Origin of the sequence: Ruegeria atlantica (assembly GCF_013032505.1) — a bacterium.
GTDB classification, from domain to species: Bacteria; Pseudomonadota; Alphaproteobacteria; order Rhodobacterales; family Rhodobacteraceae; genus Ruegeria; species Ruegeria atlantica_F.
On sequence record NZ_WQCG01000003.1, the window covers coordinates 270,501 to 288,603 of the forward strand.

At 56.2% G+C, this 18,103-nt stretch carries 16 protein-coding genes; 10 read left to right on the top strand and 6 right to left on the bottom strand.

Translation table 11 applies throughout. The features are described 5' to 3' along the window. Positions 1-110 precede the first annotated feature (110 nt). The 10 genes from GOW92_RS13005 to pdeM all read left to right on the top strand — a co-directional run bounded on the left by GOW92_RS13005 (position 111) and on the right by pdeM (position 11,394). Positions 111-1,343, top strand: coding sequence for an AAA family ATPase (locus GOW92_RS13005; RefSeq protein ID WP_170561028.1), 1,233 nt, complete (start codon positions 111-113; stop codon positions 1,341-1,343). 24 nt (positions 1,344-1,367) lie between these two features. After that, positions 1,368-2,813 (top strand): CpaF family protein, encoded by a 1,446-nt coding sequence (locus GOW92_RS13010; protein WP_170561029.1) that lies wholly within the window; start codon positions 1,368-1,370, stop codon positions 2,811-2,813. A 12-nt stretch (positions 2,814-2,825) separates the two neighbouring features. Then, positions 2,826-3,794 (top strand): type II secretion system F family protein, encoded by a 969-nt coding sequence (locus tag GOW92_RS13015; RefSeq protein WP_170561030.1) that lies wholly within the window; start codon positions 2,826-2,828, stop codon positions 3,792-3,794. 10 nt (positions 3,795-3,804) lie between these two features. Then, positions 3,805-4,794, top strand: a complete 990-nt coding sequence (locus tag GOW92_RS13020) for a type II secretion system F family protein (protein ID WP_170561031.1) — start codon at positions 3,805-3,807, stop codon at positions 4,792-4,794. A 48-nt stretch (positions 4,795-4,842) separates the two neighbouring features. Beyond that, positions 4,843-5,382, top strand: coding sequence for a tetratricopeptide repeat protein (locus GOW92_RS13025; protein ID WP_254453023.1), 540 nt, complete (start codon positions 4,843-4,845; stop codon positions 5,380-5,382). 31 nt (positions 5,383-5,413) lie between these two features. After that, entirely contained in the window at positions 5,414-6,265 is an 852-nt protein-coding gene (locus tag GOW92_RS13030; RefSeq protein ID WP_170561032.1) for a tetratricopeptide repeat protein, read from the top strand. Positions 6,266-6,268: 3 nt separating this feature from the next. Further along, complete coding sequence (locus GOW92_RS13035; RefSeq protein ID WP_170561033.1) at positions 6,269-6,814, top strand: prepilin peptidase; 546 nt, start codon at positions 6,269-6,271, stop codon at positions 6,812-6,814. A gap of 116 nt (positions 6,815-6,930) precedes the next feature. Then, positions 6,931-8,238, top strand: coding sequence for an ATPase (locus GOW92_RS13040; protein ID WP_170416722.1), 1,308 nt, complete (start codon positions 6,931-6,933; stop codon positions 8,236-8,238). 40 nt (positions 8,239-8,278) lie between these two features. Continuing rightward, the gene (locus GOW92_RS13045) at positions 8,279-10,690 is read left to right on the top strand and encodes a ligase-associated DNA damage response DEXH box helicase (protein ID WP_170561034.1); all 2,412 of its coding nucleotides are present in this window, start codon (positions 8,279-8,281) and stop codon (positions 10,688-10,690) included. A gap of 41 nt (positions 10,691-10,731) precedes the next feature. Then, the gene (gene pdeM / locus GOW92_RS13050) at positions 10,732-11,394 is read left to right on the top strand and encodes a ligase-associated DNA damage response endonuclease PdeM (RefSeq protein WP_170561035.1); all 663 of its coding nucleotides are present in this window, start codon (positions 10,732-10,734) and stop codon (positions 11,392-11,394) included. 2 nt (positions 11,395-11,396) lie between these two features. Here pdeM and GOW92_RS13055 read toward each other — a convergent pair whose 3' ends face one another. The 6 genes from GOW92_RS13055 to ftsH form a co-directional block, all read right to left on the bottom strand. Then, positions 11,397-12,134, bottom strand: coding sequence for a LytTR family DNA-binding domain-containing protein (locus tag GOW92_RS13055; RefSeq protein WP_170561036.1), 738 nt, complete (start codon positions 12,132-12,134; stop codon positions 11,397-11,399). 218 nt (positions 12,135-12,352) lie between these two features. Continuing rightward, the gene (gene folD, locus GOW92_RS13060) at positions 12,353-13,243 is read right to left on the bottom strand and encodes a bifunctional methylenetetrahydrofolate dehydrogenase/methenyltetrahydrofolate cyclohydrolase FolD (protein ID WP_170561037.1); all 891 of its coding nucleotides are present in this window, start codon (positions 13,241-13,243) and stop codon (positions 12,353-12,355) included. A 53-nt stretch (positions 13,244-13,296) separates the two neighbouring features. Further along, positions 13,297-13,602 carry a chorismate mutase gene (locus GOW92_RS13065; RefSeq protein WP_170561038.1) on the bottom strand — a complete coding sequence of 102 codons (306 nt, stop codon included), beginning with the start codon at positions 13,600-13,602 and terminating at the stop codon, positions 13,297-13,299. A gap of 57 nt (positions 13,603-13,659) precedes the next feature. After that, positions 13,660-15,336, bottom strand: coding sequence for a formate--tetrahydrofolate ligase (locus GOW92_RS13070; protein ID WP_170561039.1), 1,677 nt, complete (start codon positions 15,334-15,336; stop codon positions 13,660-13,662). A gap of 165 nt (positions 15,337-15,501) precedes the next feature. Then, on the bottom strand, positions 15,502-16,077 hold the full coding sequence (locus GOW92_RS13075) for an MOSC domain-containing protein (protein WP_170561040.1): 576 nt from the start codon (positions 16,075-16,077) through the stop codon (positions 15,502-15,504). Positions 16,078-16,185: 108 nt separating this feature from the next. After that, the gene (gene ftsH, locus GOW92_RS13080) at positions 16,186-18,102 is read right to left on the bottom strand and encodes an ATP-dependent zinc metalloprotease FtsH (RefSeq protein ID WP_170561041.1); all 1,917 of its coding nucleotides are present in this window, start codon (positions 18,100-18,102) and stop codon (positions 16,186-16,188) included. Between the last annotated feature and the right edge of the window lies 1 nt (position 18,103).

Below are 18,103 nucleotides of genomic sequence, written 5' to 3' on the forward strand. Positions count from 1 at the left end.
AACAATTAGGTGAAGTGTGGCCCGAATTGGCCGCGACCGGGCAACAGCGAACTGAACCGAAACATACATGTTCGGACAGTAAGCACGCTCTGACGACGAGGATTGTGTGAATGACAAGCGCCAAAACGCATGATGACGGAACTGCCATTCTGGCCTGCACGATCAGCCGTGACGTCCAAAACTTCGATCTTCTGATCGAAGACATGGAAACTATTTTGGGCGAACGTTGGGGCGACCTCGGCTTTGCCGAAGCCCTGGCTTTTTTCAGCCAGCCTGAGGCAGAAAGTCTTGAATTCGTTGCGCTTGCCATTGACGGCGAGGATGAAGACAACCTTTCCCTGATGGGCGAAATCATCTCTCAGGCGAAAGAGAAAAAGATCAAGATCGTTCTGATCGCCGAGGACGTTACACCTGCGTCTTTGCACCAGCTGCTTCGCAAAGGCGCCGACGAGTTTGTCCCCTACCCTCTTCCCGAAGGCGAACTGCAGGAAGCCATTGAGCGCATGAACAAACCTGATCCGGTAGCGACCACTGCGGTGGCAGCTCCGGCAGCGCAGGGTGATTCGAAGGAAGGCGCGCTGTTTGTCGTCCATGGTTTGGCGGGCGGCGTAGGGTCGACGACTATGGCAGTCAACCTAGCTTGGGAACTGGCAACCGCGTCCGATAAAGAAGCACCTTCCGTATGCGTCATCGACCTGGATCTGCAATATGGCAGCGTGTCGACCTATCTGGACCTTCCCCGACGGGAAACTGTTTTTGAGATGCTGTCCGATACCTCTTTGATGGACGACGATGTATTCTCGCAGGCGCTTCAAACCTATGAGGAAAAGCTTGAGGTCCTGACTGCGCCATCCGACATGGTTCCGTTGGACCTGATCACGCCTGAGGACATTGAGCGAGTGATCGAGGTGGCCCGCAGACGGTTCGACTACGTCGTTGTCGATATGCCGACGACCCTTGTTCAGTGGTCGGAAACGGTACTGCAGGCTGCGCATGTATATTTTGCAATGATCGAGCTGGATATGCGATCCGCTCAGAACGCATTGCGTTTGAAACGTGCCCTGCAAGCCGAGGAACTGCCATTCAATAAGCTCCGGTTCGCTCTGAACCGAGCACCGAAATTCACTGATCTGAACGGCAAAGGTCGGGTCAAGCGGATGGGCGAAAGTCTGGGCATTTCAATCGATCTGCAATTGCCGGATGGTGGAAAGCCCGTCATGCAAAGCGGCGATCACGGATTACCGCTGGCAAAGTCTGCCGCCAAGAATCCGTTGCGTCGAGAAATCGCGAAACTTGCAAAATCGCTTCACAGCTTGGGCAGCAGCAACGCTGAGGCCGCGTAACAGTATTTCAGAGGGGTAGCCGTCGTGTTTTCAAGATATAAGAAACAGCCAGGAGCGCAGCCGGTAGAGTCTGCCCCAACGCCCCAAGCTGCGGCGCAAACGCCTGCCCCGGAAAAAAAGGCCACAGCGACCGCCGTCGCCCGTCGCCCACTTCAAAAGAAGGCCGCCGAGCCGGTCGCTTCGGACCGTGACCGCAAGCGCAAAGAACGGTTGGGTGAAATCAAAATCGAGCTGCACCGGGAACTGCTGGAAAACCTGAACCTAGCGGCACTTGAAAAGGCGGGCGAAGCCGAGCTTAGAGCGGAAATCAGCGCGATCTCTAGCGAGATTCTCGAATCCCGCGACATCGTGCTGAACCGCGAAGACCGGTCACAGCTAAACAAAGAACTGTATGACGAAGTCACCGGTTTGGGCCCGCTTGAGACATTGCTGCAAGACGATACTGTCAACGATATCTTGGTAAATGGCCCTCAGCAGATTTTTATCGAGCGGGCTGGCAAGCTTGAAATCAGTGACATTACGTTCAAGGACGAAAAGCACCTGATGCGGATTATCGACAAGATCGTATCCGCTGTGGGTCGTCGGGTCGATGAATCCAACCCTTATGTTGACGCCCGCCTGGCTGACGGGTCGCGCTTCAACGCAATGGTGCCACCTATCGCCGTTGACGGGTCGTTGGTTTCCATTCGTAAGTTCAAGAAAGACAAGCTCGGCATTGACGATCTGGTCAATTTCGGCGCGTTTACCGAGGAAATGGCCGCCTACCTTCAGGCCGCAGTTTCCACCCGGCTGAATATTATCGTGTCGGGTGGTACGGGTTCCGGTAAAACGACTACGCTAAATGCTTTGTCCAGCTTCATCGACGACGCCGAACGCATCCTGACGATTGAGGATACCGCGGAACTTCAGCTGCAGCAGACCCATGTAGGCCGAATGGAAAGCCGTCCGCCCAACGTGGAAGGCAAAGGTGAGGTCAGCCCGCGCGACTGTCTGAAAAACGCCCTTCGTATGCGCCCTGACCGCATCATCGTGGGCGAGACGCGTGGTGCCGAAGTGATCGACATGCTGCAGGCTATGAACACTGGCCACGATGGCTCGATGACCACGATCCACGCCAACTCGGCCCGAGATGGTATTTCGCGGCTTGAAAACATGATCGCAATGGCCGGGATCGAGATGCCGATCAAGGCGGTCCGGAGCCAGATCTCATCAGCTGTGAACCTGATCGTTCAGGCCAGCCGCTTGCAGGATGGTTCGCGTCGAATGACATCGATTACCGAAATTACCGGTATGGAAGGCGATGTGATCTCGATGCAAGAAATCTTTAAATTTCAACGCGTTGGATTGACACCGGACAACAAAATTATTGGCCATTTCACGGCAACCGGTGTTCGCAGCCACTATTCCGAACGCTTCCGTCTGTGGGGCTTTGATCTGCCTCCATCCATCTACGAACCTACGGCCGTTTAAGGAGACCCGGATATGCAACTGCCCGTTGAGGCTCTAATCTATGTTGTAATCTTCGTCGGAGTTCTTCTCCTGGTCGAGGGCATTTATCTTGTGGCATTTGGCAAGTCCATCAGTCTGAACAGCCGAGTGAACCGGCGTCTGGATATGCTTGAGAAAGGCGTCGGGCGCGAACAGGTTCTGGAACAGCTGCGCAAAGAAATGCAGCAGCATATGAAGTCCCAGAGCATTCCGCTCTATTCGCTGTTGGCCGATAAGGCGCAAAAAGCTGCTATTGCCTTTTCGCCGCGCCAGCTGATCATGATCATGATGCTGGTTTCTGGCTTTGCCTATGTCGGGTTGAGCATCGGCACAGGAACTGAGATCGTTTTACGGATTGCGCTTTCGATCGCGATTGGCGTGGGCGGTGTGTATGCGTGGGTGAGTAGCAAAGCCAAGAAGCGCATGAGCCTAATGGAAGAGCAACTACCAGACGCGGTTGAACTGATGGTTCGTTCGCTTCGTGTCGGCAACCCATTTGTCTCGACTATTCAGATTGTTGCCAATGAGGTGCAGGATCCGCTTGGGACTGAATTTGGCGTCATCGCAGACGAATGCGCCTATGGCCGTGACGTCGGTGAAGCCCTGAAAGACTTGGCCGAACGTCTGGGAATGCAGGATTTGCGCTTTTTGTCTGTAGCGGTTGGTATTCAGCAGCAGGCTGGTGGTAACCTAGCCGAAATTTTGGCTGGTTTGGCCCAGGTGATCAGAGCGCGGTTCCGGCTATTCCGCCGTGTCAATGCGATCACGGCCGAGGCCAAGTGGTCCGGCAAGTTTCTATCTGGTTTCCCCGTGTTCTGCTTGTTGTTCATTCTGGTGAAGTCTCCGAACTACTATGACGAAGTTCTTGACCATCCATGGTTCATTCCGTTGTGTTTCTTTGTCGGCATCATGCTGACCTTGAACCTTATCGTCATGCGCGTTCTTACGAACATCAAAGTCTGAGGGCTCGAGTATGGAATTTCTTTCCCAAATCAATGCAGTCCTAACCGAGAATTTGGGGCCGTTCGGGCCACTTATCGTCGTCGGGGTTTTGGGATTGTTCATGATCCTTGTGGCCCTGCCACTGATGCTGAACCAGCCAGAGGATCCCCTTAAGAAGCTCCAGCGTTCGAATGCGGCGCCCAAAGAAAGCAAGAAGGGCAACAAAGAAAAACTGCGGCAAGCAAGTCGCAACGAGCAACTTCAGAAATTTGCGAACTTCCTGGAACCCCAGAACAAGGAAGAACTGTCCGCGATGGAGCTCAAGCTGCGCCAGGCGGGATATCAGTCCAAAGACTCTGTTCGCTTTTTCCATTTTGCCCAGTTTGCACTTGGTTTGATCGGCGTCGCAATTGGTGTGCTGTTGGTCACAGTTTTTGCCGGTGATCAGGAATTTACCCCGGCACAGTTGGGTATGCGCGTCTTGATCCCGGCATGTGCGTTCTATTTCCTCCCACGCTATTGGATCACACGGCGCGTTGCAGAACGGCAAGAAGCCATTGTTGCGGGTTTCCCCGACACTCTGGACCTTATGTTGGTCTGCGTCGAAGCGGGTCAGTCTCTGGATCAGGCGATTGTTCGCGTCGCGGCCGAGATGAAGGTCTCTTACCCGGACATCGCATCGGAGTTCGAAGTTGTCGCGCACGAACTGAAAGCCGGTAAGGACAGAGACAACGTCCTCAGAGACTTTGGTACACGTTGCGGCGTTCAGGACGTCAGTTCGTTTGTAACGGTGATGATCCAATCCGCCACCTTCGGTACATCAATCGCCGAAGCCCTGCGGGTTTACGCCAGTGAAATGCGCGACAAGCGCGTAATGCGAGCCGAAGAAGCCGCGAATAAATTGCCAACCAAAATGACACTTGCCACAATGATGCTGACGGTACCGCCGTTGCTGGTTATTCTCGTAGGCCCGTCGGCAAAAGGTATCGCGGACTTTGCAAAAAGTGGATCCGGTGGATAGCGTCCGATGGAATTAAATCTCAGGTGTACCAGTTTCAGGCTGCGCCGCATGTTTCAGGCCACCATGGTTCTCGCCGTGGTGGCCTCTTGCACAGAAACGGGCCTTTCAAACGATCTGGATGCGCCTGGCATTGACCCCAGAGCCGAAGGCGTTGATCCGATGACCGTCGGAAACCGGCTCATGGCGTCGGGCGAATACGAGCTGGCCCTGACGTCCTTTTCCCGCGCCGCTCTGGATCAGGGGATGACAACGCAGATCCTCGCATCGATGGGCACTGCAAATCTGGGTCTCAGGCGCCTGGGTCAGGCAGAGGAACTACTGCGTCGTGCGGTAGCGGATGAATCCGAGTGGCCCGTCGCGTGGAATAACCTGGGCGTTGTGCTGATGGAAAAGGGCGAATACCCCGAGGCGGCACAGATGTTCAGGCGCGCCTTTGCTTTGGACAATGGCGAAAGTGACGCAATCCTCGACAATCTGCGCTTAGCACTCGCAAAAATGGAAAATCCTGTTAATACTAGCCCGGAAAAACAAGAATATACACTGGAGCAGCAAGGCGACGGGCAATTCAAGCTGCGCAAGCTCCCGTAACATTGGCAAGAGCAGTAAGGGACGCAAAAAAATGCGCCAACAATTCTTGATTCCGACGATGGTAATCTGCGGGATGGTCTTGGCCGCCTGTGAAAAAGAAACCGAAGAAGAAAAGGTCGAGCGCACCTATCAGGAGGTGAACGTCATTGACGAAACCAACCTGAACGAAGTGCTCCTGACCGCTGCTGATCCGAACGAGGCTGTAACTTATTTTAAGGGCGCAGCCGCAAAGAACCCTGGCCGGATCGACCTACAGCGGGGCCTCGCGATTTCCCTGACGCGCGCTAAACGCACAACCGAGGCCGCTTCAGCATGGAAAAAAGTGTCGTCCATGAAAGGTGCCAGCAACGTTGACAGGGTCGAATATGCCGCCGCTTCGGTCCGCGCCGGAGATTGGGCAACAGCCAAATCAACGCTGGATTCCATTCCCCCAACCTATGAGACGTTCCAACGTTACCGCCTGGAGGCTGTCGTCGCGGACTCCCGAAATGACTGGAAACGCGCGGATCATTTTTATGAAACAGCCGTCGGACTAACCACACGCCCAGGCGGCGTTATGAACAACTGGGGCTACTCCAAACTGTCGCGCGGTGATTACGCAGACGCAGAAAGGCTGTTTTCCGAAGCCATCCGTCAGGACAAATCGCTGTTCACAGCCAAGAACAACCTTGTGCTGGCCCGGGCCGCACAGGGCAACTATAGCATGCCGGTTGTTCCTTTGACGCAGGTGGAACGGGCCATGTTGCTGAATACGATGGGTATTTCTGCGGTCAAACAGGGTGACATCACAACTGCGAAGAACCTGTTCCGCGAAGCCATCGCCACGCATCCCCAGCACTATGAGGAAGCAGTTCGCTCACTACGCGCACTTGAAGAGGCCTGATCTATGAACATCCCCGCGACGGCGGCCGTCTGGTTTTTGCCGTTTGTGTTGCCGATCTGCTTTTATGTGGCGCTCACTGATCTGCGTGAAATGAAAATTAAGAACCACGCGGTGAGCGCCCTGCTTGCGGTGTTCGTTGTAGTCGGCCTGTTTGTGTTGCCGCCGTGGTCCACTGAATGGTCGGCGGTCACGATAGGTCCGCTGACCATCAATCTGCCGCTCTATGTCTGGCATTTGCTGCATATCGTGCCCGTTTTTTTTGTGGGCATCCTATTCAACGTGATGGGCGCAATGGGGGCCGGAGACGTCAAGTTTATGACCGCAGCCTCGCCCTTTATCTGGCCCGGCGACTATTTTTTGATCCTGCTTGTTCTCGCAACGATGAACGTGGCCGCATGGACCACCCATCGGTTGGCGCGCGCCTCGGCCTTGCAGAATTTCGCGCCTGATTGGGAAAGCTGGAACCGCAAAAGACACATCCCGATGGGTCTTTCTCTGGGTGGCAGCCTTACCGCCTATCTGATCCTGGGCACTGTTTACGGCTCGTAAACTATCATTAACCCGCCTTGTCCCCGCCTTGGTACTGCCACAAAGCGGGTTAAGATTTTCTGCAAGCGGCCCTTGTGGGGCTTTTGGCGTGATTAGTGGATAGACGGGCAACGCTTATGAATATGCAAACGACCTCGGTTATGGCCCCCCCTGCCCCTAAGGGTATGGGCGAAATGAAACTGCCCATCGTGATGATGCGGGACATTCTGCTGAAGACGATTTTCCGAAAGAACGTAGATACAGTCTCAGAAATTGCTGATGCGGTCTGTTTGCCGGGTTCGGTAACGCAGGAACTTGTCGACATTGCCCGTGAGCAGAAACTGATCGAAGCGACCGGCACCCTGAACGCCAACAGTGGCAATGAAATGGGCTATCAGCTGACCGATGCCGGCAAAGCCCGTGCATTGGACGCGCTGAGCCAGTCTGAGTACTTTGGCGCTATGCCGGTGCCGCTGGACGTCTACCGTGAACAGGTCAAGCGTCAGTCGATCCGTAATATTCAGGTGACCCGCGACCAGCTGACCGGTGCAATGGGCCATCTGGTTCTTCCCGACAGCCTGCTGGATCACCTTGGCCCCGCGGTCAGTGCTGGCCGATCCATTCTGATGTATGGCCCTCCGGGTAACGGTAAATCCTCGATCTCGAACGGGATTCGCGATGCACTAGGGGACAACGTCTATGTGCCCCGTGCCATCGAATATGCCGGTCAGGTCATCACGGTCTATGACCCGATCGTGCACACCGCGATCGAACAGGAGGCCGACGACCCCAACAGCCTGCGCCGTCGCAAGCGTTTTGACACACGCTATGTACAATGCGAACGTCCGACCGTTGTGACGGGTGGTGAACTTTCGCTCTCCATGCTGGATCTGGTCTATAACCCGACCGCGCGGACCTACCAGGCGCCGCTGCAATTGAAATCGACCGGCGGCATCTTCATCGTGGACGACCTTGGCCGTCAGCAAGAACCGCCACAGGCGCTAATCAACCGCTGGATTGTTCCGCTGGAAGAAAACAAGGACATTCTTGGCCTGCAATCGGGCGAAAAGTTCGAAGTACCTTTTGACACTTTGGTCATCTTCTCGACCAACTTCCACCCGAACGAGATCTTCGACCAAGCGGCCCTGCGCCGGATCTTCTTCAAGATCAAGATCGGTGGCCCCGTTCAGGAAGACTTCCTGAAAATCTTTGCAATGGTTGCCCGCAAGCGCGGCATGCCATTGGACGAGGCCGCTCTGGTGCATTTGTTGAAGGTCAAATACCCGACCATCAACAACGTCTATGCCAACTATCAGCCGATCTTCCTGATCGACCAGATGATTTCGATCTGCGAATTTGAAGGCATCCCCTATCAGATGAGCCCCGACCTGATCGACAGAGCCTGGGCAAACATGTTCGTTAAAGACGAGACAATCGTAAAATAACGCCGTGCCATTTCCGGGACAGGCCGGGTAGTCTGCATTCATGACGCAGATTCCCGCCCGGATCACGGATTGGTTTGACGCCAAAGGTTGGTCCATCCACCCACATCAGCAAGAAATGTTTGACAGGGCATTGGATCCGGCCACATTGCTGATTGCGCCAACCGGCGGCGGCAAAACAATGGCCGGTTTCCTACCGACGTTGGCCGAACTGGCGCAAAACGATCGCCCCGGCCTGCACACTCTCTATGTTTCGCCGCTCAAGGCTTTGGCCGCCGATATCCGCCGAAACCTGCGCGCGCCAGCGGATGAAATCGGCCTGCCCATTCGTATTGAAGACCGCACTGGTGATACCTCGGCCACGCAAAAGAAGCGGCAGCGCGTGGATCCTCCGCATATCCTGCTGACTACGCCTGAAAGCCTGGCTTTGCTTACCTCGTACGAGGACGCGCCAAGGATGTTTGCAGGGGTACAGCGCGTGATCGTGGACGAGATTCACGCCCTGGCCGAAAGCAAGCGTGGCGATCAGTTGATGCTGGCGCTGGCCCGTTTGCAAAGTTTATGTCCTGGACTTCGCCGGGTCGGTCTTTCAGCCACAGTTGAAGACCCGAAAGCCATCGCACAGTTTCTGGCCCGCAACCCTGATCCGTGTCAGATCATTCAGGCAGACCCGGGCCCCGATCCTGACATTCGAATGCTTAAGACACAGGAAATGCCACCCTGGTCCGGCGGCGGCGCGGCCTATTCGATCCCTGCGGTGCTTGAGCAGATCAAACGGCACAGAACCACGCTTATCTTTCACAACACCCGCGCCCAAGCCGAGATTTTCTTTCACAATATTTGGCTTGCCAATGACGAAGGACTGCCAATTGGAATCCACCACGGCAGCTTAGACCGGCAACAGCGTGAACGGGTCGAAGCCGCGATGGTTCGCGGTGACCTGCGCGCAATTGTCTGTACGGGCAGTCTGGATTTGGGCATCGACTGGGGGGATGTGGATCTGGTGATCCAGATTGGTGCGCCTAAGAACGTCAAGCGCCTGGTACAGCGGATTGGTCGTGCCAACCATCGCTACAACGCACCGTCCAAAGCCCTTTTGGTACCGGCGAACCGATTTGAAGTGGTCGAATGCGTCGCCGCGCTTGAGGCCGCAAAGGCCCATGATCTGGACGGCGAACAGCGTGGGCCGGGTCCGAGAGACGTACTGTGCCAGCACGTGCTTATCGCCGCCGCGGCTGGACCATTCGATGCAGACGCCCTTTTCGCCGAGATGACAACTGCCGGGCCATTTACCGATCTCAGCCGTGCGGAATTCGACGCTTGCCTGGACTTCTGCGCAACAGGTGGCTACGCGCTGCGCGCCTACGATCGCTGGAATCGGCTGTTGCGGCGGCCAGACGGGAAATGGCAGTTAAGGGATCCCCGTGCGGCACAGCGTATTCGCATGAACCTGGGCACAATACAGGACACAGACACGCTGAAGGTCCGCCTGAAACGCAATCGCGGGGGTAAGCCTTTAGGCGAGGTGGAGGAGGCGTTCGCGGCCTCTCTGACGCCCGGAGACACGTTCCTGATCGGCGGGCAAATCGTGCGCTATGAAGGCCTGCGTGAAATGGTGGTCGAGGTTACCCGCCGGGCAGACAAGAAACCCAAGATAGCCACGTTCTCGGGCACCAAATTCGCTACCTCGACCCAACTCAGCGACCGCATTCTGCGCATGTTCGCGCAACCCGATTGGCCGCAACTGCCCGCCCACACTGCCGAGTGGTTGGCGCTGCAGCGGGATATGTCCCGACTGCCGCAACGCGACCGTTTGTTGATCGAGAGCTTTCCCAATGATGGCCGCGAACATCTATGCGTTTACGGATTTGCCGGACGCAATGCACAACAGACCTTGGGCCTTTTGCTGACCAAACGAATGGAAGAAACCGGTCTGGCCCCGCTGGGCTTCGTTGCCACCGACTACGCGACGCTGATTTGGGGTTTGGATGCCGTAACCGACCCGCGCCCATTGTTTCAATTGGACGCGCTGCGTGACGGGCTTGGGACGTGGTTGGCGGGCAACGCAGTCATGAAACGTACCTTTCGCGCGTCGGCGACCATAGCAGGCCTGATCGAACGTAATACAGGCGGGCAACGCAAAAGCGGTCGTCAGGCCACGTTTTCATCGGATATCCTTTATGACACGCTGCTGAAATACGATCCTGACCACTTGCTGATGCAGATCACCCGCGAGGAAGCAATGCGCGGCCTGGTCGACTTTGGGCGAATTGAGGCGATGATCGAACGCATTGGCGGCCGAATCGATCTGGTGCGACTTGACCGGGTATCTCCGCTTGCCGCTCCGTTGTTTTTAGAGGTTGGCAAAGTACCGGTTAAAGGTGCAGCCGAAGAACGCTTGCTGGCCGAAGAAAGTGCCCGGCTGCTGCAAGCGGCTGGCTTGGATGCTACGTAAATCCGCTTGCACCACAGTTCAAAAAAAGCAAAGAACGTACCATGAACGAATTGGCGTTTTCCTTTTCTGATCAAGACCTGCGTGCGCTGGGATCTGGTGCGTTGTGGTGGCCAAACCGAAAGCTGCTATGCGTCAGCGACCTGCATCTTGGAAAATCCGAACGTATGGCGCGGCGTGGCGGCCCCGCCCTGCCCCCTTACGACAGTCAGGACACTCTGACCCGACTGGCCGCCGATATCGACAGAACTGGCGCGCAAACTGTCGTTTGCCTAGGCGATAGCTTTGACGATCTGGACGTGTTGTCCGCCTTGGGTACCGCAGAAAAGCTCTCGCTGGCGGCGCTTCAGGCAGGGCGACAATGGATATGGATCGAAGGAAACCATGACCCCGGCCCAATTGATCTGGGCGGGACACATCTGGCTGAATATACCGCTGGCCCGCTGGTTTTCCGGCATATCGCCCAGCTTGGGGGGCACGGCGAAATCTCGGGGCACTATCATCCCAAAACCCGCCTCAAGGCTCGCGGCCGAACAATCACACGCCCTGCGTTTTTACTGAACGACGTGCGGCTTATTCTACCGGCCTATGGCACTTATACTGGTGGATTGCGAAGCTCTGAGAAGGTTCTGTGCGACTTAATGGGTGATGAGGCGATGGCCATTTTGACCGGCCCTCATCCGCAAATCATTCCAATGCCACGCTGAGATCAAATAAGCCCGTCATCCTCGAGCATGGGTCGGTATTTCCGGCTAACAGGAATGAGATCACCGTTCACCAGTTTCAAATAGGTTCTGTCGGCCACCTTTTCGGCCCCCATGATAGCGTCATCTGTCACCCAATGAGACCGATGCGCACAATGCCCGCGCGAGGGCTCCATTTCCGCAACCGCGTCCGAGAGCCGCAACCGGATTGTAAACGTGCCTTCCGAGGTCACCACATCCACATAGTGATTGCGTGAGGTCAGGCGGTAAATCTGTCCCTGAAAAGATGCTGGCAAACGCCGCACAAGTCGCGGCGTCGGGGGTGATGGCGGTTGGTTTTTGGGTTCTGCCCGACTGGTCAGAATCAGACCTGCGGTAAACAAGGCGCTGTACCCTATGACATGCGGGACACCGGGGGGGCTGTGGCCCCCAAAAGAAAACAGAACCCAAGCCAGTACCCAAAGTGACGGTATAAACAACAACATGACAAACAGGGCAATTGCCAGTTCACGTACCGGTAGGCTCAGGTCAGTACTTGTTTCGCGGATCAGTTTTCGAGCCAGCCAGGTGGACGCCACAGCGATGCCCATTACCCCAAACCAAAACAAAAAACTTAGAACAAAAGGAAAATCAGGTATCTGGAACGGCGGAAAGGCATAAGCTAGCAAAGGAACAAAGAACGCTCCGGCCACCACACGTTGTGGGCTGCACAGGCTGAAGAGGGGTCTTAGCTTTGAAGTCATGCCAAACTGAAAACCACTTTCGGGGACCCAGCCAATAACCCCGGAAAGCTAACAATCACACATTCTAAGCGGCTGGGAAATTTCGGCTATCACGCCCCATTCCGACATTCAAACCAAAAAGAGGGGGAAATTCAGCATGTTGGCGTCACAGCTTTGTTAACAACCAAGCCAATAATGCAGGTGAGTTGGGGCACGTATCCGCGCCCCAACAATTTGTGTTAGGCCGTCAGCCCTTCGGGTTCAGGCAGGCTGTTGGCGCGACAGCAGGCTGTCAGTGTGTTGGCCAGCAAGCAAGCGATGGTCATTGGGCCAACGCCACCAGGTACCGGAGTAATAGCGCCAGCGCGCTCAGCGGCGCTAGCGTAGTCGACGTCACCGACCAGCTTGTTCTTACCGTCCCGTTCAATTCGGTTGATACCCACGTCGATGACGGTGGCCCCTTCCTTGATCCAGTCGCCTGGCACCATCTCAGGGCGGCCAACGGCTGCAACAACGATATCTGCGCGTCGGACCACGTCGGGCAAGTCCTTGGTGCGACTATGCGCGATGGTCACGGTGCAGCTATCGCCCAGCAGCAGTTGGGCCATCGGTTTGCCCACAATATTCGAGCGCCCGATCACCACCGCGTCCATTCCGGACAGCGAGCCATGATGATCACGCAGCATCATTAGGCAGCCAAGCGGGGTGCAAGGCACCATCGACTTCTGCCCGGTGCCCAGCAGACCCACGTTCGAAATGTGGAACCCATCGACGTCCTTGGCCGGGTCAATGGAGTTGATTACCAGATCCTCGTTGAGATGCTTTGGCAGCGGCAATTGCACCAGAATACCGTGCACCGCCGGGTCATTGTTCAGCTTAGCGATCAGCGCCAGCAGGTCCTCTTCCGAGGTATCGACATCAAGCTTGTGCTCGTAAGAGTTCATGCCGACTTCGACGGTCATCTTACCTTTCGAGCGGACATAAACCTGGCTGGCCGGGTCTTCGCCCACCAGTACCACGGCCAGGCCGGGGGTAATGCCGTTTTCTTCTTTCAGCTTTGCAACCTGATCGGCAACTTGCGCACGGACTTTGGCCGCAAAAGCCTTGCCGTCGATAACCTGGGCTACCATCCTTTGATCCCTTCTTTCAAAAAACGGATCGGGCGCATGAAGCGCCCGGTCATTCAGTCTGGGCCGAGAACACGTTCCTCACGTGCAATCGACCAGTCGATCAATATGCGCCACAGTTTGTCAGCCAAATCCGGATCCATTCCCAACTCGGCCGAGCTTGCGCGCACGCGTTGCACCACGTCTTCAACACGGTCCGGGATGCGGGCAGGCAGGCCCTCACCCGGCTTCAGCTCGGAAGCGCGGTCGATATAACTTGCGCGCTTCACCAACATTTCGATCAGTTGGCGGTCCAGCTTGTCGATCTGAACCCGCAGGTCCTGCATAGTTGCGCAGTCTTGCGGGGGTGTCAGAGTGGGCATCGCAATCTCCTCATGGCCCGGGGATTCCCCGGACCACGAGATGTCCTATTCGGCGGCTTAGAACAAGCCCTCGATCTCACTTGCGTCGTTAAGACAGATGGTTTCCGCAGCCGGTTTGCGAGGCAGGCCGGGCATGGTCATGATCTCACCGCAGACAACCACGATGAAGCCGGCACCTGCGGACAGGCGAACTTCGCGTACCGGAACCGAGTGGCCGGTGGGCGCGCCGCGCAGGGTCGGGTCGGTCGAGAACGAGTACTGAGTTTTCGCCATGCAGACCGGCAGGTTGCCGTAGCCCGCTTCTTCCCACTCACGCAGTTGGTTGCGGATCTTGTTGTCGGCCAGCACCTCGTCAGCGCGGTAGATACGCTTGGCAATGGTTTCGATCTTTTCGAACAGCGGCATATCGTCGGGGTAGATCGGCGAGAAGTTGGCGCTGCCACCTTCGACGATTTCGACAACTTTTTCTGCCAGCGGCGCGGAACCTTCCGAGCCCAGCTCCCAGTGACGCGACAGAACCGCTTCAACACCGTGCTCGCCGCAATACTCGCTGACCGCCTGCACTTCGGCGTCGGTGTCAGTGACAAAGTGGTTGATGGCGACAACAACCGGCACGCCGAACGATTTCACGTTTTCGATGTGACGGCCCAGGTTTGCACAGCCCGATTTGACCGCATCGACGTTTTCCGCGCCCAGATCAGCCTTAGCAACGCCGCCATTCATTTTCATCGCGCGCACGGTGGCAACCAGAACGACTGCCGACGGTGCGATGCCTGCCTTGCGGCACTTGATGTTCATGAACTTCTCGGCACCCAGGTCAGCACCAAAGCCTGCTTCGGTCACGACATAGTCAGCGACTTTCAGGGCGGTCTTGGTTGCGATGACCGAGTTACAACCGTGTGCGATGTTCGCGAAGGGGCCGCCGTGGACAAATGCCGGGTTGTTTTCCAGCGTTTGCACCAGGTTCGGCTGCATGGCATCTTTCAGCAGAACGGTCATTGCGCCTTCGGCTTTGATGTCGCGGCAGTAGACCGGGGTTTTGTCGCGGCGGTAGGCCACGATGATGTCGCCCAGACGTTTTTCCAGGTCTTTCAGGTCGTTGGCCAGACACAAGATCGCCATGACCTCGGACGCCACGGTGATGTCAAAACCTGCTTCACGCGGGAAGCCGTTGGACACACCACCCAGCGAAGCAGTTATCTGGCGCAGGGCCCGGTCGTTCATGTCGACCACACGACGCCATGCAACGCGGCGGGTATCAATCTCACACTCATTGCCCCAATAGATGTGGTTGTCGATCATCGCGGACAGCAGCGAGTGCGCGCTGGTGATGGCGTGGAAATCGCCGGTGAAGTGCAGGTTCATCTCTTCCATCGGAACAACCTGCGCGTAACCGCCACCTGCAGCGCCACCCTTCATCCCGAAGTTCGGACCCAGCGATGCTTCGCGGATACAGATCATCGCGTTCTTGCCGATGCGGTTCAGACCGTCACCCAGACCAACTGTGGTGGTGGTTTTGCCCTCACCTGCCGGGGTCGGGTTGATCGCTGTCACCAGCACCAGTTTGCCATCCTCACGATCCTGAACCGAGTTGATGAAGTCCTGGCTGACTTTCGCTTTGTCATGCCCGTAGGGCAGCAGATCAGCGGATTCGATGCCGATCTTTGCGCCGATTTCCTGAATCGGCTTCTTGTTCGCTTCGCGCGCGATTTCGATGTCGGATTTATAGCTCATTGGGCAAGACCCCTGGTTGAATTCCCTGCAAACCGACGCAATTGGGTCGGTGCTGATCAATCCATACCGTTGTGTACAATTCCAATGGATAGAAATTCCGACATATTCGTGCCGTGAAACGGCGTAGCGTCACTTCAACGGTTTCAAATCAAAAATGCTTGACTTTTATGGCGCCCAGGCGCGCTGGTCCGGCACAAACAGCGTCATCCGATCCCCCAGCCGCAATTGCCCGGGCCGTTCCACCCACGCGGTCACGCCCCTTCGACCCTGTGCCGCTGGCTTGAATGACGGACCGTATCCGGGCTGATCAGCCTCGATCTCGCGTCCGGGAATGATGCAGGGGCGGTTTTCCATGTCCACGGTGATTGTGACACCGTCGTGGACCTGCAGGCGCGAGGACGGGGGAAGATGTGTAAAGTCCGGGATACCGCGCAGCAGGATGCTGACACCTAAAAACGATGGGTCCAAAAACTCCAAACCCATCTCTTGGGCTATTGCGTCCATTTCTTCGGCGGACAACACCGACAATTGACGGACATTGCGGATTTCGGTGCCTTGCGGATACAGGTTTTTGACCCGGACACAGGATGGACGGTTCAGCCCCTCATGCCGTTCGCCTTTGTCGCCTGAGAAATCCAGATCCAAAGCATCGACCGCTTTGGATCGAATCGAGTCACCCGCAGGCACATGGCCCAGCCAAACAACTTCACCCGTGAATTCTGTTTCGCGCAAAACCGGCATTTGAAATCCTCTTCGACTGCGGACTGTCAAAATCGCACTAAAGGTCAGACTGGTCCAAATGAAAAGCGCAAAAGAAAAGACCCGGGACTGTGCCCGGGTCTGATTTCTTTACGCCGAAGGTTCCGGCTCCATCCCGCCTTCGGGCGGGGTCTTTTTGACCTTGGTCTTGGGAATGGCCGTGACACTGGGTGCACTGCCTTCATCCGGCTTATCACCTTCGTCATCACCTTCGCTGGGCGACTCGCCATTCATTACACGCTTGATCTCATCCCCGGTCAGGGTTTCGTATTCAAGCAGCCCTTGCGCCAGGCGTTCCCATTCCTCGTTCTTGTCGGTCAGGATCTTGTGCGCATGCTCATACCCTTGCTGGATCAGGCGCTTCACCTCTTCTTCGATCAGCTCTTTAGTATGCGCTGAAACCGAGAAACCAGCAGTGTTACCCTGATAGCCTTCGTGAGCCTCGGCATAGTCGATGTTACCGACCTTGTCCGACATACCCCAGCGCATCACCATGGCGCGCGCCAGTTGGCTGGCCTGCATGATGTCACCGGCCGGACCGTTCGAAACGTGATCTTCGCCGTACTTGATTACTTCGGCAGCCTTGCCAGCCATGGTCATCGCCAGCTTCTGTTCACACTCATCGCGGTGATAGTTCAGGCGATCCATTTCAGGCAGCGACACAACCATACCCAGCGCTCCACCGCGCGGAATAATAGTCGCTTTGTAAACCGGATCGCACAGCGGCAGTTCAAGACCGACAACAGCGTGACCGGCCTCATGATAGGCTGTCTTTTCCTTCTGGTCCTGTGTCAGAACCATCGAGCGGCGCTCGGCCCCCATCATCACCTTGTCTTTGGCGTTCTCAAAATCTTCCATGGTGACAAAGCGACGGCCCACACGCGCGGCCATCAGCGCAGCCTCATTCACGAGGTTCGCCAGATCAGCACCCGAGAAACCCGGTGTACCCCGCGCGATGATGCGCAGATCGACGTCAGGGCCCAGGGGTGTCTTGCGCGCGTGCACGCCCAAAATCTTCTCACGGCCTTTGATGTCTGGGTTGCCAACGGTCACGTTCCGGTCGAACCGGCCCGGACGCAGCAGGGCTGGGTCCAGAACATCCTTACGGTTGGTAGCCGCCAGAATGATCACACCTTCATTGGCTTCGAACCCGTCCATCTCGACCAGCAGCTGGTTGAGGGTCTGTTCGCGCTCGTCGTTACCGCCGCCGTAGCCAGCGCCACGATGGCGACCCACGGCATCAATTTCGTCGATGAAGACGATACACGGCGCGTTCTTTTTGGCCTGCTCGAACATGTCGCGCACGCGGGAAGCACCGACGCCGACAAACATTTCGACAAAGTCAGAGCCCGAAATAGTGAAAAACGGAACACCAGCTTCACCCGCAATCGCACGGGCCAGCAACGTTTTACCGGTACCCGGAGGACCGACCAGAAGCGCGCCTTTCGGGATCTTGCCACCCAGACGGCTGAACTTCTGCGGGTTGCGCAAGAATTCAACGATCTCTTCCAGCTCTTCTTTTGCCTCGTCGATGCCCGCCACGTCGTCAAACGTCACACGGCCATGCTTTTCGGTCAGCATCTTGGCCTTGGACTTGCCAAAGCCCATTGCACCGCCTTTTCCGCCGCCTTGCATCCGGTTCATGAAATAGACCCAAACACCAATTAGCAACAGGAATGGCAGCAGCGTGATCAGGAACGACTGAAAGCCAGATTGTTGCTGTTTCTCGGCGCGAACAGGAATGCTCTCGTCAATCAGCAGTTTGGTGACCTCGGCATCGCCGGGTTTGATGGTGACATAGCTGGCACCGCTTTGCGTGGTATAGCGAATCTGTTCGCCATCCAGGGTCACGTTCTTAACTTCGCCTGCTTCAACAGCAGTTACGAAATCCGAATAAGTTCTTTCATTGCTCTGAAGCGTTCCGCCTGGTCCGCTGAACAAATTGAACAGTGCAAGGATCAGCAGAAACAGAACGACCCAGAAGGCGATATTGCGAGCGTTGCCCAAG

Coding starts and splice junctions, on each gene's coding strand:
- GOW92_RS13030 (WP_170561032.1), top strand. CDS start 5,414: ATGCGCCAACAATTCTTGATTCCGACGATGGTAATCTGCGGGATGGTC.
- GOW92_RS13055 (WP_170561036.1), bottom strand. CDS start 12,134: ATGACTTCAAAGCTAAGACCCCTCTTCAGCCTGTGCAGCCCACAACGT.
- GOW92_RS13045 (WP_170561034.1), top strand. CDS start 8,279: ATGACGCAGATTCCCGCCCGGATCACGGATTGGTTTGACGCCAAAGGT.
- pdeM (WP_170561035.1), top strand. CDS start 10,732: ATGAACGAATTGGCGTTTTCCTTTTCTGATCAAGACCTGCGTGCGCTG.
- GOW92_RS13020 (WP_170561031.1), top strand. CDS start 3,805: ATGGAATTTCTTTCCCAAATCAATGCAGTCCTAACCGAGAATTTGGGG.
- GOW92_RS13075 (WP_170561040.1), bottom strand. CDS start 16,077: ATGCCGGTTTTGCGCGAAACAGAATTCACGGGTGAAGTTGTTTGGCTG.
- GOW92_RS13015 (WP_170561030.1), top strand. CDS start 2,826: ATGCAACTGCCCGTTGAGGCTCTAATCTATGTTGTAATCTTCGTCGGA.
- GOW92_RS13005 (WP_170561028.1), top strand. CDS start 111: ATGACAAGCGCCAAAACGCATGATGACGGAACTGCCATTCTGGCCTGC.
- GOW92_RS13040 (WP_170416722.1), top strand. CDS start 6,931: ATGAATATGCAAACGACCTCGGTTATGGCCCCCCCTGCCCCTAAGGGT.
- GOW92_RS13070 (WP_170561039.1), bottom strand. CDS start 15,336: ATGAGCTATAAATCCGACATCGAAATCGCGCGCGAAGCGAACAAGAAG.
- folD (WP_170561037.1), bottom strand. CDS start 13,243: ATGGTAGCCCAGGTTATCGACGGCAAGGCTTTTGCGGCCAAAGTCCGT.
- GOW92_RS13035 (WP_170561033.1), top strand. CDS start 6,269: ATGAACATCCCCGCGACGGCGGCCGTCTGGTTTTTGCCGTTTGTGTTG.
- GOW92_RS13025 (WP_254453023.1), top strand. CDS start 4,843: ATGTTTCAGGCCACCATGGTTCTCGCCGTGGTGGCCTCTTGCACAGAA.
- GOW92_RS13065 (WP_170561038.1), bottom strand. CDS start 13,602: ATGCCCACTCTGACACCCCCGCAAGACTGCGCAACTATGCAGGACCTG.